This is a genomic window from Pseudomonas izuensis (assembly GCF_002356535.2).
In the GTDB taxonomy this organism is placed as follows: Bacteria; Pseudomonadota; Gammaproteobacteria; order Pseudomonadales; family Pseudomonadaceae; genus Aquipseudomonas; species Aquipseudomonas izuensis.
The window spans coordinates 4,015,004-4,031,342 of record NZ_AP017423.2 but is presented as its reverse complement, the minus strand read 5'-3'; the positions used below and the strand labels follow the sequence as shown (position 1 = coordinate 4,031,342).

The window sequence follows — 16,339 nt, the reverse complement described above, 5'->3', positions numbered from 1 at the left end:
AAAAGCCAGAGCAAAAGCCAGAGCAAAAGCCAGAGCAAAAGCCAACTCATACCTGTGGGAGCGAGCCTGCTCGCGAAAAACGTCCGGGCAACACGATCATTCAGACAGCACGCGTTATCGTTAACGACCATCGCGAGCAGGCTCGCTCCCACAGGAATGAGTTGCTCGCTGGCGGGTCGGTGTTCTGGTTACCCCCCTCCAATGTAGGGGGGTAATGGGTCGCTGTTCCCCGTCACCATCTGTGCCAAGGCGGAACCCGGGGTTGTCAGAAACCTGCGGGTAAGAAATCCAACAATCGCCAGAACATGGCACACCTCACCGATCCGGATCGTGCAGCGCCCGACTCGCTGTTTCGTTGGGTACGGCAGGATGGGAGACCAGTCAGGACATGCATACCGACAAGCTACTCGTATCGACGAAGTTCGCGCCACCGCGCATCGGCACCCAGACCATTCTGCGCGAACGCTTGCTGGAGGATCTGCGCGGCATGAGTCAATGCCGCGTCGGCCTGGTCACCGGCAGTCCCGGTTTCGGCAAGACCACGCTGCTGGCCCAGTGGCGCCAGGTGATGATGCGCTCGGGAGCCGAAGTGGCGTGGCTGTCGCTGAGTGGCGATGACAAGCATGTCCCGATCTTCTTCGCCTATCTGCGCGGCGCCTTGCAGCGCCTTGGCATTGCCCTGGACAGCGGTGTTCCACTGGAAGGCGCGCAACCGGAGTTCATCGACCAGGTGGTGGCGGCCATTGTCGAAGGTGCCGCCGCGATCAACAAGGAGCTGTTCCTGGTCATCGACGACTACCAGCACGTCACCGACCCGCGCTCCCACCAGCTCATGCAGAAGCTTCTGGATCACAGCCCCGAGAACCTGCATTTCGTCATCTCGTCCCGTGTCGGTCCGCCGCTGAGTTTCAGCCGCCTGCGCCTGAGCGGGCAATTGCTGGAACTCGATTGCGCTACATTGCCATTCGATTTGGCTGAATCCCGCGCGTTTCTTGAACAGAGCCTGGCTGCACTGAAACTCAGTCCGGAAGAACTGCATCAGATCCATGAACTCACCAGCGGTTGGCCGGCCACCTTGCAACTGGTGATCATCCTGCTGCGCAGCGATCCGGACTCCCGTGGTGCGCTGCGCGAAATGGGCTGGCGCTCCGACGATCTGCAGAGTTACCTGGCCGAAGACGTGATGGTCCATCTGCCGCCCGAGTTGGCGCAGTTCATGGAAAGTGTGAGTATTTGCCGTCGCTTCAATGCCTCCCTGGCGCAAGCAATCACTGGCGTCAGCTCGGCGCAGGCCATGCTTAAGCGGCTGGATGAAGAGAACCTGTTGATCTTTCGCGTCGAAGCCGATGACCGGCAGCCGTGGTATCGCTTCCACGCACTGTTCGGCGATTTCCTGGCCACACGGCTCGCGCGCCGGGACAGCGCCGCGCAAACCGAACTGCATAACCGGGCCGCACGCTGGTTCGCCGAGCGCAAGCTGTTGGCCGAGGCGGTACGACATGCCACCCTGGCGGGCGACCTCGATTTCGCCGCACAGTTGATCGAGCGGGCAGCCCCGGCGACCTGGAGCCTGAGTCAACTGAGCCCGTTGCTACGGCTGCTCGACCGGTTGCCGCAGCAAATCCTGTTTTCCCGGCCGCGCTTGTTCTTTCTCGGCTGCCTGGCGTACGCCCTCACGGCCCGTCCGGCCAAGGCCGAGGTCTGGCTGGAGCAATTCCATCGCAGCGGCGCGGCGCAGCACGCCGACGTCGCCTATCGACTGCCGCTGGTCCAGGCGGCCATTGAACTGCAGCGTGATCGCACCGAGCCCATCATTGGCTTGCTCAAGAACTTCCAGGCGTTGCCGGATGACTACACCGTGACGCGTTTCGGCGCGCCGGCGCTGCTGACCATTGCCTATCTGGCAGCGGGCAGGATCGAGGAAGCGCTGCTATGTCTTGACGAGAACCCCATCCCCGAGGCCGAGCGCAATGGCGAGATGGCGTTGGTGGCCGAAGGGGCCCGGACCCTTTGTTACCTGCAGGCCGGCCAGATGCGCGAGGCCGAGCGGATCGGTACGGCACAATTGGCCTGCGCCGTGGCGGTGCATGGGCACCGCGCCGCCAGTGCTTATCTGGGGGCCGCCACGCTGGCCGAGGTCTACCGCGAGGTAGACCGTACCGATGAAGCGCGGGAAATCCTCGCCAATCGCAACGGGCTGCTGCAATGGGCCATGCCCGACACCATGCTGCGCGCCACCATCTGCCGGGCGCGCCTGGACCTGCTTCAGGACAGCGCCGCAGTGGCCATGGCCTTTCTGGATCGACAGGAGCGACACTTTCGCACCATCAACCAGGATCGTGCCCTGGCGCATTGCCTGGCCGAACAGGCCCATATTGCCTTGCTGGTGAATGACAAAACCTACGCCGCCGACAGGGTCGCCAAACTGCAAGCGTTGGCGGAGAAACACCGCGAGTCCCCGGGCTTCCAGGCAGACATCCCGGCGATATCGGCGCTGGCGCATGCGCGCCTGCTACTGGCCACCAATTACCCGGGCAGAGCCCTGGAAAACCTGGCGATCCTGAGTGCCTACGCCAGGAAATTCAGTCGTGGACAATTGCTGGTCACCGGTCAACTGCTCGAAGCCTGCGCCAATGCCGATCTGCTGCAACCGGAACAGGCGCAAGCGCACTTGCTGGAAGCCTTGTCCCAGGGCCGCCGGCTGGGACTGGTGCGCACCTTCCTCGACGAAGGCGAAGTGCTGCGCAAGATGCTCTCCGCGCTGGCGAGCAAACCGCTGGCCAGTGAGGATAAGGCGTACCTGGGGAAATTGCTGGAGCGCTTCGGCCCGGGAAGCGTCGGCCGCACCAGCGAGTCGTCGGCCAATGGCGTGTCTTCGACGCTCACGCCACGGGAACTGGCCATCCTGGAGTTGATCAGCCAGGCGATGGCCAACAAACGCGTGGCCCTGACGCTGAATATTTCGCTGGAAACGGTGAAGTGGAATTTGAAAAATATCTACGCCAAGTTGGGGGTTTCGAGTCGCTATGATGCGGTGTCGTGGGCGCGTAAGAATGGGTTGATTGAGTAGGTGCGAAGTATGGATGTAGGGATACATACGGATGAACCTTCGTGCTCAGCTATCGGATTTTGCCTACATTTCAATGGGAGTCACCTGCTATCCAGATACTGATGGAAAGGAAATAGTGACGGGGCACAACAGGGAGGCGACACCGGCGGCGAGCGAGAGGGTTCTAATGAAGTTCATCGGCAACCCGGACATAGTTCCCGCAACAGGAATGACCCGTGACTCGCAGAGGAAAATGCAGCATGCATACACAACCCACGAATCAGGACAACATTGAGCAGTTGCGTCGTGATATAGCCTCGCTCGCCGAAGAAATGCGCAGGCCGGCCCCGAGTGCAGCCCGCGCTTCTTTGTTGCCTTTCTGCATCGGTGTTGCGTTCGCTCTTGCGACCTTTGTCGTCGTCACTTTGATTGCCAAATCGATCTGAACTTCTGCCCCTCACTGACTTGAGTGGGGGATCTTCCCTATCCTTGAATTGAATCGAATGCTATGTGCTGCGCTCGGCTAGCGTCTTGGCACGGCTGAAATCTCAATGGTCTTATCTCCAACAGTACCCAAGTGTCAGACCCATCAACACAAGATGAGATCGCGTGTTTAAGCGCCCTACACCTTACTTCCTGAAAGCTACAAAACCTTGCACCGTTGCCTACGGGTACGCCAGAATCCGCCGCCTTGTGCACCTTGGGGCTGCTCGGTAACTTGATTCGCGTCACTGCCCATCAGTGATCGGGATTAGTAGCCCGGTGGTTCAATCCAAGACGTACAACGCTTCTATCAGTCAGGCTTTGCGCCTGCATTCTGATGGTGGCTGTACGCAGGGCGCCCCTGGGCGCGCCGGTTTCTTGGATTCCCCGGTCTACTAACCTGCGTACAGCTGCCACCCCTTCTTTAGTAGGGATGGGTGGTAGCCCAATTCAGGAATCCAAAACTGACACTGCACTTTGTGGCGAGGGAGCTTGCTCCCGCTGGACTGCGTAGCAGGCCCGTTTTTTGGGGCCGCTGCGCGACCCAGCGGGAGCAAGCTCCCTCGCCACAAGGTGCTCGGTGTTGTTGGATCGTAAGCGCAAAACACCAGCGCAGCGAAGGAGGGGAGCATTGCGTGGACGCTCCATTCACTTCGCTCGCTGGCGTTTCGCGGGGGCAGTCTATACCCGGGAACGATTTTGGCAGCCAACCCGGTTGGAGGGGGGTAACGGCGCATGACTCAGAGCAAACCACCCCCAGATCCGAGAGTGGCTTGCCCAAAGGGCGATCACGAATGCTTGATCACCGGCGGGACGTATTCACCCGTGGTCGCTCCACCCTTGGCCCCGTAGAAACGGAAGATCAGGCGATAGTTCTGCCCCGCGGAGGTGGGCAGCCAGTTGCCATCGGCGACGTCCTGGGGTTTGGTGGGGGCGAAGTGCAGGGTCAGTGAACCGTTCCTGTTGTACGTCAGCGGCGAATGGCTGTTGATTGCAAAGCGGTTCTGCGGATTGGGCAGCACGCGGAAGTTTTTGGAATCGGTGGCGGTGATCGACCAGTAGTAGTTCACCATCGACGCCGGCAGTTGGTCGGCGGGGAAGGTCACCGAATAGCTTTGCGCGCTGTCCAGCGGTTTGCCGTTCTCGTCCTGCCAGCCGCGGTAGTAGACCACTTCCTTCTGGGTGTTGGCCCAGATGCCGCCATAGTTCACCAGGGTACGGGTCAGGTAGTCGCTGCCGTAGGTGCCGGAGGTGGCGGGGCGGCCCCAGCCGTTGCTGGCGGTGCCGTGGCCCATCAGTGGCGAAGCCTTGGCGAGATCGGCGAACGTGTGGGTGTGGATCGACTTGTCAATGCGCGCCCGCTCTTCCGGGTTAGCGATGGCGGCGGCGATGGCGCGGACCTTGGCCTGCAACGGTTCCATGCCGGGGTTCAGGTCAGGTTCCTGCAACGCCACGTTCGCCGAGTCGAAGGCTTCCACGCCTGGCAGTTGCTGCCCTTGGAACATCAGTGTTTGTGGGATCTGCGGCAATTGCGGCGAGCCGGTCGGGCGCATTGTGAATTGGTGCTGCAAGCGCTCGGCTTCGCTCCAGTCGCTGCCCAACTCGACACGTGTCAACACCCGCGCTGTACGCGCCGGGAGATCGACTCGCTGGGTGTTGGCCGGCAGCTTGACCTTGGCGCCCTGCAAGCAGGCGGCGAACTCGCCGTTCGGATGCTTGGGGAACTCCCTTTCATTGATGTTGGCCAAGGTCTCGCCCCAGCCGTTGAGGAACTGCACGGTGTAGTAGCGGCCACTGATCTTCGGTACTGAAACCAGCGTGCAGCTGTTCTTGTCCACCGCCACCCAGGCTTCGGAGTACGCCACGTCCAGATTGGGATTGGGCCAATCCACCGCGCCGGGCTTGTGATGAGTCAGGGTGTTCCACTGCATGCCCGCCTTGAAATCCAGCTGTTGCTGGCGTGCCACCAGCAGGCGGCTGTACAGGTAGATGTAGGCGTCGCTGATATCCTGGTCGCTGATGGCGGGCGTTGGCGATGCCGAGTCGGTTTGCGCCAGCGCAACCGGCGCCTGCAAGCAGGCTGTCATCAGCCAGGTCAGGGCGCTGGCGCCCAGTGTGAAAGGTAAACGCAAGGACATGAAGATCTCCGTCGGATGCAGTGAAAATGACCGCTTGGGTCATCACCGTATAGCCTGCATCCGATCCTTCGCGCGCCCCTCCTTTGGAGGGGTATTGTTCAGGCCTCCGCGCTCACGCTTGCGCTTTTTTCCTGCCCCTGCACGTCATGCAGGGAGATCCTGGACGTCTCAGGCAAGGCCAAACCACCCGCCAACCCCAGCACGGCCACGGCGATCAGATAGAACGCCGGCGACAGGTTGCTGCCGGTGGTGCTGATCAGCCACGTCGCCATCAGCGGTGCGGTGCCGCCGAACAGGGTGTACGCCATGTTGTAGGTGATGGCCGATGCGGTGTATCGCGTACGGGTCGGGAAGGTTTCCGAGAGCAAGGCTGCCGTCACCACGCCACACAGCACCGCGCCAACCGCCAGCAGCATCACGCCGATGATGGACGCTGCGAACGAGCCGGAACTGGCCATCAGGAACGATGGATACACCACCACAATCAACAGCGCACAAACCGTCATCACGGTCATCCGGCGTCCGACCTTGTCTGAATACAGCCCGGCCAGCGGGCAGATCGCCGCCGCGAAGATCAATGCAATCAGTGACACCAGCAGCGCGGTTGCGCGGCTCAGGCCACCGGCGACTTGCAGGTAGGTCGCGAAGTAGGTGGTGAACATGTAGAACGAAAGCGCCGTCAACGACACAAAGGCGCCCAGGCAGCAGATCGCCGCACCATGGTTGCGCAAGGTTTCCTTGAGGGGCGAATGTGCGACGGCATGTTCCTTGGTCACTGCCTGGAACGCCGGTGTTTCATCCAGCTTCCAGCGCAGGTAAAGACCCACCAGGCCCAGCGGGGCGGCAATCAGGAACGGCAGGCGCCAGCCCCAGCTACCCATCGCTTCGGCTGATAATGTCGCCTCGAGTGCGTAGGCCACCACCGCAGCAGCGGCGAACGCGGAAAAGGTCGACACCGGAATGAAGCTGCCGTACCAGGCGCGTTTATCGCTCGGGGCATGCTCCATCAGGTAGGCACAGGCACCGGCGTATTCGCCCCCGGCGGAGAAGCCTTGGGCGCAACGAATCAGGGACAGAAGAATGGGGGCCATGACCCCGATCGCGGCATAGGTGGGCAGCACGCCGATCAAGGTCGTTGCACCGGCCATCAACAGAATTGTCATCGCCAGGGTTCGCTTGCGGCCGATCCTGTCGCCCAGCATGCCGAAGAAAATCCCGCCAAGGGGCCGGAACGCAAAGGCCACGGCGAATACGGCAAAGGTCTTGAGCAGCGCGGCACTGGCATCGCCGCTGGGGAAAAACTGCTGGGCGATGGTCGTGGCCAAAAAACCGTAGACGGCGAAGTCGAACCACTCGACGAAATTGCCGATGCCAGCGGCCACAATCACCTTTCTCAGGGTTTTCGGGCTGACCTGCCCTGTAGATGCGCTCGCCATGCGTGACCTCGAGATTTCTTCAATGAGCTTTCGATTATCGGCGCAGTCACGCAGGCGGTTCGCTTCAAAGGTGTCATCGGCATAGTCAGTACCGACTTCATGCCTTTGAATCAAGCGTGATTGCTCAATGTGTTCGGCGGCGCCACGATCCCTCGGGCAATTCGACCTGCCGTTGGGCGGCAGCCAGGGCAGCCTTCAGTCCTTCTTTATCCAGCGGTATGCAGTAGGCGGGTTTAGCGCGTTCGAATCGCCAGCTTTCATCGAGGTTGCCCCCATCGACCCCGTCGAATCCAATCTCGTCCAGCAAGGTGATGACCCGCGCTTTCGCCACCGGATCATCCGCAGCGACGGGCAGTGCGCGTCGGTCGGGCGCCGCTTTGGGGCGCGCGTCCTGTATCAGGTCCTGGGCGAGGATTGCGTTGAACACCTTGACCACGCTGGAGTGGGGCAGGTGCTCGGCGAGCAGGCGGCTGGTGGTGGTTTCGAATCGGTCGAGAGCCTCAATGTGACCGTCGCGTTCAGGGTAGTAGTTGTTGGCATCCAGCACGGTTTTGCCCTCCAGCCACTGGGCCGGCACGCTGCGGTAATGCTCAAGCGGAATGGCCACCAGTACCATTTCGCCAAATTGTGCCGCGTCCTCCACAGTGCCGACCTGACTGCCAGGAATGCCGCTGAGCACGCTGCTCATGGTCCGTGGCCCGCGCGAATTGCTGAGCATCGCCTGGTGTCCCGCCGCGATGGCCAATTGCGCGACTGCGCGTGCGATAAAGCCTGCCCCGATAATGCCGATTTGCATGTCCTTGCTCCGCTGGTTGGTCAGTAGCAATCATGATGATTGCCAACCAATGGGAGATAAATAATCATCCGTTACTTAGTCTCGTTACTAGGAGTATTGAATGATGGATCGACTGACGAGCATGGGCGCGTTTGTGATGGCGGCGGAGTCAGGCTCCTATGCCGGTGCCGCCGAGCGATTGGGTCTGTCGCCGCAGATGGTGGCCAAGCACGTCGCCGCGCTTGAGCAGCGGCTAGGCGCGCGCCTCCTGAACCGCACCACCCGGCGCCAGAGCCTGACTGAATTGGGCAGTGCCTACTACGAACGCTGCAAGCACATTTTGAGCGAGGCTCAGGCGGCCGACTCCCTTGCGCAGATCATGAGCGACACCCCGCGCGGGAAACTGAAAGTCAGCGCACCCGTCACCTTCGGCTCCTATAGCCTAATGCCCTTTGTCACGGAGTTTTTGCGCCAACACCCGGAGGTCGAAATCGATCTGCATCTGACCGACCGCTTCGTCGATCTGGTGGAAGAGGGTTACGAAGTGACGTTCAGGATTGGTCCATTGGCCACCTCCAGTTTGACCGCCAGGCCCTTGGCGCCTTATCGATTGGTCGCCTGTGCGACGCCGGGCTATCTGGCCGACCGCGGAGTGCCGCAAATACCGGGTGATCTGATGCACCATGAGTGCCTGGGGTATGCCTATTGGTCCAGGCCGGCCGACCGTGAATGGGTATTCTGCAAAGGCTCCGCAGTCGAACGGGTACAGGTCGGCAGTCGATTGCAGGTTAACGAAAGCAAGGCACTGCTGTCGGCAGCACTGGATGGATTCGGAATAGTCCTCGGCCCGCAAGACTTTCTGGAGCCCGCGTTGCGCAGCGGCGAGTTGGTTCGCGTGCTGGCTGATTACCAGGCGCCTGGCCGGCCAATGCATTTGCTGTACACCGCCAATCGTCAGCGAACGGCCAAGTTGCGACGATTTATCGAGGCCGCGCTGGTCCGTTTTGGTGCGCCTTGAGCAGGCTGTTGAGGCGGCCAGTTTTTATGCGCCATGAATGGCGGCTATAACAATGAGCGCGAGAAAGCAGACCAGCTGAACGCAAAAGAAGCTGAACCGAACCGCCACGAACCTATCGGTTTGCACATGGGATACGTGAACCAGAGACTGGCACACGCGTGCGATCAGGACGACGACGGACAAGTCGTTCACTGCAGGGCCGTCTATCCCAAGGACCGAAATCACGAACACGATGGCGCCAAACACCGGCAGGTTTTCCACACAGTTCGCGTGTGCTCGCGTCCCGCGCCGATACCAGTCCTCGCCTTCGGGCTGATCGCTTCGGAACGAGGCAATCGGCACATTCGAGAACAGGATTCTGCCCCAACGATAGACCCCGACGGTTGCCATCAACAGCAGCAAGGTCCAGGTCGCAAATCCAAGCAACATCCACATCGGTGTCGTCATGGCCGCCATCCTCTACGTCAGTGCGTCATCTCATAGCCGCCCGGCCGACCCGAGTCGGCCGGGCCCTCGATCAATGGCCCATGATCGGTGCCAGCGCAGTCTGAATCCTGGACATCTGTGCCGGCGTAGTCATGCGCGTCAGCAGCCGGCCAAAGTGGGGATGCTGCACGCCCGAGATAATGTATTGCCAGCGGTAGGCGCCCAGCACGCAGGCTTTGATTTGCGCGGTCTCATCGACACCGAACGATGGTGAAACGTTTCGAATGAAGTAGTCGGTGTCGGCTGCCGATTGTGCCTGCAGGATGGCGTCGACGGCTGCCACCAGCGCAATCAGGTCGTCCACCGCCTGGTCACGCTCGGCCGGCGAAAGTTTCGCGTGCTCGGCCTTCCACTCCAGCTCATCGAGTACGACGTGCCGGCTTTCATCCTTCCAGTGAAATTTGAAGACGTCCTTGAACAGTGGGCACAACTCCTCGTGCGGGGCGATGCTTTGCGTGTAGTGCGACTGAACAAACAGTTCGATATGGCAGGTCAGTGCCAGCACCGACCAGGAGCTGGCCGCCAGTACCGCACGCGCTACATCGTTTGGATCGGCAACCTGACGATAACCCGCTGGCAATTGTGCAGACATCATTGTCTCCATGCGCCGGAACAGCTCCTGATGCTTGATCTCGTCGTTGGAAAAGCGCACCAGCGCTTCGAGTGCGAGCTGATCGTCAAACACATGGGCCCGCCCCTGATCGAGCATTTTGGCACTGATAAAGCGCTCGACCAGACCGAAGATGTACGCATAGGTCCGGCCCTGGATCTGGCTGAGCAGGCGCGCCTCATCCGTGGCGAGAAAGGTCAGGCGGTCGACCCGCGACAGTCCGTCGGGCAAGAATTTGCGCGAGAAGTCGAAGCGCCTGTCCTGCAGCAAATCGCGATCGATCTGCCATTCGGCTTTCTTCGATGATCTGACCATTTGAGCATAGCGGGCGGCGTTGCCCGAATCCGGGCCGGGTATGTTGGCGACGGTGTTCATATCGATCTCCTGCTTCCCAGTTCGCGTTGTAATGGGGCCATGACGGCTGACGTCGGAACCAATGACCCTGGGGCAAGCCTCTGGGGAGCGTCTCGATCACTGAGTCCACGTTGGTGCTAATCTAGGCCTCGCGGTTCAGGCAGCGAATGACCGGGCCGCCTGATTACATGCTCCGGACTCCGGAAAGGAGGGCTGGCAAATTGCTGGATGCGCTGTCTGATGTCTTGCGTGTGATTCGGCTGTCGGGAGGGGTCTTTCTCGAGGCGGAGCTCACTGCGCCCTGGTGCATCAACGGAAAGCTCTCTGCGGACGATTGCAAACCGTTCCTGGCGACACCCCGACATATCATTGCCTCGCATTTCGTCGCCGCAGGGCACATGCAATTGCGAATCGACGAGGGTGCGACTGTTGACGTGCGGGCAGGCGAACTCATACTGCTGCCCCGCAACGATGTTCATACGTTTGGCAGTGACCTGAGCGTTGCACCCATGCATGCGCGCGACGTTATCCAGCCGCCGGAAGTCGGCGGCATTTCACGCATCAAGTACGGCGGGGACGGCGAGGCCACGCAGTTGTTGTGTGGTTTCCTCGGCTCTGAAACACCCTTCAGTCCGTTGCTGTCGTCGCTGCCCTCCTTATTGAAGCTGGATGTACGCGCGACGGCTTCGGGCGCCTGGATCGAAAGCTCATTCCGTTTCGCTGTCAGTGAGATCGCGGCGGGGCGGGTTGGCTCGACCACGGTCATCGCCAAACTGTCCGAACTGCTGTTTGTCGAGGCCGTCAGCCAGTATGTCGCGAACCTTCCCGCCGAACAGCGCGGGTGGCTGGCGGGTTTGCGGGATCCGCCTATCGGGCGCGCATTGGCGCTGCTCCATGCGCGTCCAACCGAGGGCTGGACGGCCGAAGCCCTGGCACTTGAGGTAGGCATGTCGCGCTCGGTTTTCGCGGAGCGATTCACGACATTGGTCGGACAACCCCCGATGCAATACCTGACGCTCTGGCGTATGCACGTGGCGGCTCAACACCTGCGCGAAGGCCGCGGCAATGTGGCGCAAATCGGCTTTGCCGTGGGCTATGAATCCGAAGCCGCGTTCAGTCGCGCCTTCAAGCGCCAGTTCGGCACATCACCCGGGACCTGGCGCAGGCAATCGGCATGAGTTGAAGTGCGCGAGCCCAAGGTTGAAGGTGAACCGGGGCCGCGGTCCAGTGAAGCAACCGCGGCGGCCGTTCGATCAGGCGGCGGGGAGCAGGCCTTTCTGTTTGGCGACATGAGTCGCCATTGCGTCCATCAAGTCCGGGGACAGGCAGTCATAGGGTTCCAGGCCGAGCGAGCGCAGGCGCTCGCGGATCGCCTTCATTTGCGCGGGCGGTGTGCCGGTTTCAATGATGGAGGACACGAACGCCGCAAAGCCTGGCGCAGCCCATCCTTTCTGGGGGGAGAGCTCGGTGTGGACGAAGTCCAGGCCATAAAACGCATGGTCCTTGTTCTCGATGCGTCCGAAGAGATGGGCGTGGCACTGTTTGCAGGCGTGGCGCTGGATGGTGGCGGTTTCGTCGACGATCGCCAGTTTTTCGCCGTGGGCCGTGACGCTGACCTTATCCCGGGGTACCACGGCGATGACGGCGAATGTCGCGTTTTGCGGTTTCCAGCATTTGCTGCAGCCGCATGCGTGGTTATGCAGGGTTTGTGCGTCGATCCTGACCTCGACCTTGTCAGTCGCACACAGGCATTGCAGGGTGCCACCCGTGAAATTCGCGGCGGCGGGTTGGATACCGTTGTCCAGTGCAGGGTGAAGCTTCAAGGTGCTCATGCTGGTGCCTCCTTTTCAGGGTGTCGTGACGGCGCGGATCGACTTGTCCTCTTGCATCAGGTCAAACCGCAGCGGATTTCGAAAAAGACACAGTGCATAGACGGATGACCTCCTTCGGTGTGGGCGTTCAGCTACCCAGATCAAGAATAGCGCGCCGTTCGACCTGTATCGCCCGACGCATGACATCACCGCGCAAATACTCGAAACCGGATCCACGGAACCTCAAGGCTGCACCTGACCTTTCGCCTCAATGGCTCACGGTTCAGGCCACCCAGCGCAGCCCGGCGACACTCAACAGGATCAGACCGATCCAGAACAATTTCCAGAACGATACCGCGTCGCCCAGCCAATACATTCCGACGATGGCTGTGCCGGCGGCGCCGATTCCGGTCCAGACCGCATAGGCAGTTCCTACAGGCAGCACCCGCAACGCCAGTGTCAACAAGCACAAACTGCCGGCCAACACGAAGACCGTGCCGACCAGCAGCCAGGGCCGTTCCAGGCCGTTTGCAGATTTCAACCCGACTGCAAAGAAAATCTCCAGAAAGCCGGCAACGATCAGCAGTAACCACGATGTGTTGTAAGTCATTGGATGAAACCTGTATGGGCAAAAAAAAAGCGAGCCGGTGAGGGCTCGCCAAAGGGAGGTAAACGGTCAGTTGGCCAACAGTTTTCCGCTGAACAGGCTGATCAGGGTTTTCACCAGCAACACGGTCAGTGCCACGGTGAGGAACAGCAAAATCACCGCAGCGATAACCATCAGCAAGGTGTTGTCCTGGGCATGTGCATATTTCAGTGCCGCATTACTCAGGGCTGCGATGGGGAAGCTGATTGCCCACCACGAAGGGGCAAAAGGCACATCGCGACGGAACACTTTGAAGCTCAACACCACGAACAGGAACAGGCCGAAGTAGAACAACACACTGGCAAATCGGTCGATTTCGCCGAACACGTTGGTGTACGCCAGAAAACCTACTTCAAACGGTGCAATCAGGACCATCAACGAGGGCACCATGCCTTTGGCCAGAGGGGCTTCATGCACCACCCGCGAAAAGATCCGGGTGAAGAAAACCAGCGCCAGTACCGCACCCACGGCGAGGGCAAACAGGTTGAACTCCGCCGCCCATGGCATGGGCATGTGCGCGCCGGTTACCGCGATATCGAGGGTGGCAACACCTGGAATCAGCCACGCAGGTACGGCATTCAATGAATCCTGATTGCCCGACAACAGGCGGGAAGCCACAAGACCTGCGAGCAACACCGTCAGTGCGCTGCCCAGTATCCAGAGCGCCTGCCCGAGCCATTCGCTGTGGGGTGCCGCCACGGCCGACAGCAGCAACAGTGCGATGGTGACGGTGCCAAAAAAGTTGCTGGCGATCGGATGGTTGAACTCGGCTTTTACCGCAGCAGGGTGTTTCACCCATTTACTCAGATAACCGAGGGTCAACAATACGAATATCAGGCCGGCCAGCGCGCCAATCGCCTCACCCAACGCGCCGCCTACACCGAAATACTGACCACTCAGGCGCCAGGCCAGTCCCAGACCGGCCAGACCCATGACTGAACCGAACAGATTGATCGGCAGGTTTTTGATTGAAGTCGTGCTGTTGGGTACCGATTGTGCCGCTGCGACGGAGGGGGTGTATGCGTTGTTCATGGCAGTCTCCCGTTTGACTGAATTTGCTGTTGGAGCTATTTTCAGCCGAAAATGGGTTTGGCTTAAATAGTCACATGGCGACGTATTCAGCCAATGATTCGACGAGGACAGACATCATGCGCATAACCCTCCTGGCATTCCCCCGCGTGCAACTGCTTGACGTTGTCGGACCCGCCGATGTGTTCGCCGAAGCGGCCAGGCAACTGGGGAATCCACGCGCCTACCGGGTCGAAGTCATCGGTACCGACAAGGGGATGATCAAAGGCTCAAGTGGTTTGAAACTCGGCGTGGATGAGACCTTCGAGACCTATAAAGGCCGGATTGATACGTTGCTCGTGGCCGGCAGCCCGCACATCGACGAAATCGCCATGAACCCTGCGCTACAGGAGTGGTTGCGCCGGCAGGCCAAATCCGTGCGTCGCATCGGCTCGGTGTGTAGCGGCGCATTCCTGCTGGCTGCCGCCGGCCTGCTCGACGGGCGCCGTGTGACAACGCACTGGAATTCCAGCGCGAAACTCGCCAGGGAACATCCGCAAACCTGCGTCGAACCCGATAGCATCTTCATCAGGGACGGCAACATCTACACCTCGGCGGGAGTCACCGCAGGCATGGACCTGGCTTTGGCGCTGGTCGAAGAGGATCACGGCAGGGAACTGGCGCTCAGTGTCGCGCGTGAAATGGTGATGTTCTTCAAGCGACCTGGCGGGCAATCGCAGTTCAGCGCGCAATTGGCCGCACAGACAGCCGAACGCAGTGTGATCAGGGATGTGCAGGACTATGTCTTGCAGCACCTCAAGTCCGACCTGAGCGTCCCCACCCTGGCCGCTCGCGCAGGCATGAGCGAACGGAACTTTGCCCGCACCTTCAAGGCGGAAGCCGGCTCGACCCCGGCCGAGTTTGTCGAGCTTGCCCGTATCGATGCCGCCAGGCGGCTGATCGAAGATTCGGACGTGTCACTCAAGCGCTTGGCCGATATCGTCGGCTATGCCAATACGGATGGTTTCAGAAGGGCATTCGTGCGGCGTCTCGGGGTCGGTCCGAGTGATTATCGCAAGCGGTTTTCAACCGTGTGATGTCGAAGACAAAATCGACAGTTGCTTGCTCGATTCTCGCGGTCTGGATGCTGGATCAGATTGATCGGCGTGAGTAGTCGCCGCTGCCCGTAGCCTTTGTGGTGTGGAAGCCATTCAATGTTGCGCTTGCCTGGCCCGCATCAGAAGCAAACCTTGATTTTCGAATGCACAAATCCCCCCCTCCCCGAGGGGGCGGATCGCCGATACCTCCTCCTATGATCGATCCATAGCCCCTGGATAGGTGGCAGAACGATGATTTGAGGAGAGAACCACCCCATGATTGCGCGCAGCCTGTTTGATCAAGAGCACGAGGAGTTTCGCCGCAGCGTGCGGCGCTTCCTGGCTCAGGAATGTGCTCCCTGCCTCGAAGCGTGGGAAGCAGACCATCGGGTTCCCCGGTCAATCTGGGAGCGGGCCGGCGCGCTGGGCATGCTCAATGCGACCACGCCGCAGGCCTATGGCGGGCTGGGGCTGGATCGCCTTTTTTCGATGATTGCGACCGAGGAAATCTACCGGGCGGGCCAGGCTTCCGGCCTGATCGGTTTCGGGGTGCATGACATCGTTGCCGGCTATCTGGTGAATTTCGGCAGTGAGCAGCAAAAGCAGGCGTGGCTGCCGAAGATGGCAGCCGGCGAGGCCATTGGCGCAGTGGCCATGACCGAGCCCGACACCGGCTCCGACCTGCAGGCGGTCAAGACCCGCGCCGTGCTGGACGGTGATGAATACGTCATCAATGGCGCCAAGACTTTCATCTCCAACGGCACCAACTGCGATGTCGTGGTGGTGGTCGCCAAGACCGGCAACTCGGGCAAGGGCGCCCAGGACATCTCGCTGATCCTGGTCGAAGCCGACCGTGCCGGTTTCAGTCGGTCCAAACCCTTGCGCAAGGTGGGATTGCACGCCCAGGACACCACCATGCTGTTCTTCGAAAACGTCCGGGTGCCGAAGGAAAACCTGCTGGGCGGCGAGGCCGGGAAGGGCTTCTTCCAACTGATGAAGGAATTGGCCTGGGAGCGGTTGTCTATCGCCATCAGCAGCGTCGCCGGTGCCGAGGCCGTGCTTGAAAGCACGCTTGAATACACCAAGGGTCGCACCGTGTTCGGCAAGCCGATCTTCGCCTTCCAGAACACCCGCTTCAAATTGGCCGACCTGAAGATGCAATTGGCGGTGTCGCAGAACTACGTCGACCGCTGCATGGAACAGTGCCTGGCCGGGAGCCTCAGCCCCGAGGCGGCAGCCGCCGCCAAATTATGGTGCTCGGACCTCTACACCAAGGTCGTGGACGAGTGCGTCCAGCTGCACGGCGGCAACGGCTACATGCTCGAGTACCCGGTGGCCCGTCACTACCTCGATCACCGCGTCCTGCGCATCGCCGGCGGCGCCAACGACATCATGAAAGATCTGGTCGGGCGCACGCTCTGATCCCGG

At 60.5% G+C, this 16,339-nt stretch carries 14 protein-coding genes; 6 read left to right on the top strand and 8 right to left on the bottom strand.

What is annotated here, in order from left to right:
• Window positions 1-388 precede the first annotated feature (388 nt).
• Both LAB08_RS17765 and LAB08_RS17760 read left to right on the top strand, forming a co-directional pair.
• Complete coding sequence (locus LAB08_RS17765; protein WP_096510472.1) at window positions 389-3,070, top strand: winged helix-turn-helix domain-containing protein; 2,682 nt, start codon at window positions 389-391, stop codon at window positions 3,068-3,070.
• Window positions 3,071-3,309: 239 nt separating this feature from the next.
• On the top strand, window positions 3,310-3,495 hold the full coding sequence (locus LAB08_RS17760; RefSeq protein ID WP_096510473.1) for a hypothetical protein: 186 nt from the start codon (window positions 3,310-3,312) through the stop codon (window positions 3,493-3,495).
• Between the two features lie 825 nt (window positions 3,496-4,320).
• On the opposite strand, the gene LAB08_RS17755 is transcribed toward LAB08_RS17760, so the two are convergent.
• From LAB08_RS17755 to LAB08_RS17745, 3 genes are all read right to left on the bottom strand, one after another.
• Window positions 4,321-5,670, bottom strand: coding sequence for a DUF1214 domain-containing protein (locus LAB08_RS17755; protein ID WP_096510475.1), 1,350 nt, complete (start codon window positions 5,668-5,670; stop codon window positions 4,321-4,323).
• Between the two features lie 98 nt (window positions 5,671-5,768).
• On the bottom strand, window positions 5,769-7,106 hold the full coding sequence (locus LAB08_RS17750; RefSeq protein ID WP_096515334.1) for an MFS transporter: 1,338 nt from the start codon (window positions 7,104-7,106) through the stop codon (window positions 5,769-5,771).
• Between the two features lie 124 nt (window positions 7,107-7,230).
• The gene (locus tag LAB08_RS17745; RefSeq protein ID WP_096510476.1) at window positions 7,231-7,902 is read right to left on the bottom strand and encodes an NADPH-dependent F420 reductase; all 672 of its coding nucleotides are present in this window, start codon (window positions 7,900-7,902) and stop codon (window positions 7,231-7,233) included.
• A 100-nt stretch (window positions 7,903-8,002) separates the two neighbouring features.
• On the opposite strand from LAB08_RS17745, the gene LAB08_RS17740 reads away from it, so the two are divergent.
• A complete protein-coding gene (locus tag LAB08_RS17740) occupies window positions 8,003-8,899 on the top strand; it encodes a LysR family transcriptional regulator (RefSeq protein WP_172901593.1) in 897 nt (298 codons plus the stop codon).
• Between the two features lie 24 nt (window positions 8,900-8,923).
• Here the strand turns inward: LAB08_RS17740 and LAB08_RS17735 are convergent, their stop codons facing one another.
• Complete coding sequence (locus LAB08_RS17735) at window positions 8,924-9,346, bottom strand: MAPEG family protein (protein WP_096510477.1); 423 nt, start codon at window positions 9,344-9,346, stop codon at window positions 8,924-8,926.
• A 70-nt stretch (window positions 9,347-9,416) separates the two neighbouring features.
• Complete coding sequence (locus tag LAB08_RS17730) at window positions 9,417-10,370, bottom strand: diiron oxygenase (protein WP_096510478.1); 954 nt, start codon at window positions 10,368-10,370, stop codon at window positions 9,417-9,419.
• 200 nt (window positions 10,371-10,570) lie between these two features.
• On the opposite strand from LAB08_RS17730, the gene LAB08_RS17725 reads away from it, so the two are divergent.
• Window positions 10,571-11,527, top strand: a complete 957-nt coding sequence (locus LAB08_RS17725) for an AraC family transcriptional regulator (protein WP_096510479.1) — start codon at window positions 10,571-10,573, stop codon at window positions 11,525-11,527.
• A 75-nt stretch (window positions 11,528-11,602) separates the two neighbouring features.
• Here LAB08_RS17725 and gfa read toward each other — a convergent pair whose 3' ends face one another.
• The 3 genes from gfa to LAB08_RS17710 form a co-directional block, all read right to left on the bottom strand.
• On the bottom strand, window positions 11,603-12,181 hold the full coding sequence (gene gfa / locus LAB08_RS17720) for an S-(hydroxymethyl)glutathione synthase (RefSeq protein WP_096510480.1): 579 nt from the start codon (window positions 12,179-12,181) through the stop codon (window positions 11,603-11,605).
• Between the two features lie 262 nt (window positions 12,182-12,443).
• Window positions 12,444-12,770 carry a DMT family transporter gene (locus LAB08_RS17715; RefSeq protein WP_096510481.1) on the bottom strand — a complete coding sequence of 109 codons (327 nt, stop codon included), beginning with the start codon at window positions 12,768-12,770 and terminating at the stop codon, window positions 12,444-12,446.
• Window positions 12,771-12,836: 66 nt separating this feature from the next.
• Entirely contained in the window at window positions 12,837-13,838 is a 1,002-nt protein-coding gene (locus tag LAB08_RS17710; RefSeq protein WP_096510482.1) for an SLAC1 anion channel family protein, read from the bottom strand.
• A 116-nt stretch (window positions 13,839-13,954) separates the two neighbouring features.
• Here LAB08_RS17710 and LAB08_RS17705 point away from each other — a divergent pair, with 116 nt between their 5' ends.
• On the top strand, window positions 13,955-14,911 hold the full coding sequence (locus LAB08_RS17705) for a GlxA family transcriptional regulator (RefSeq protein WP_096510483.1): 957 nt from the start codon (window positions 13,955-13,957) through the stop codon (window positions 14,909-14,911).
• 276 nt (window positions 14,912-15,187) lie between these two features.
• A complete protein-coding gene (locus tag LAB08_RS17700; protein WP_096510484.1) occupies window positions 15,188-16,333 on the top strand; it encodes an acyl-CoA dehydrogenase family protein in 1,146 nt (381 codons plus the stop codon).
• The last annotated feature ends 6 nt before the right edge of the window (window positions 16,334-16,339 follow it).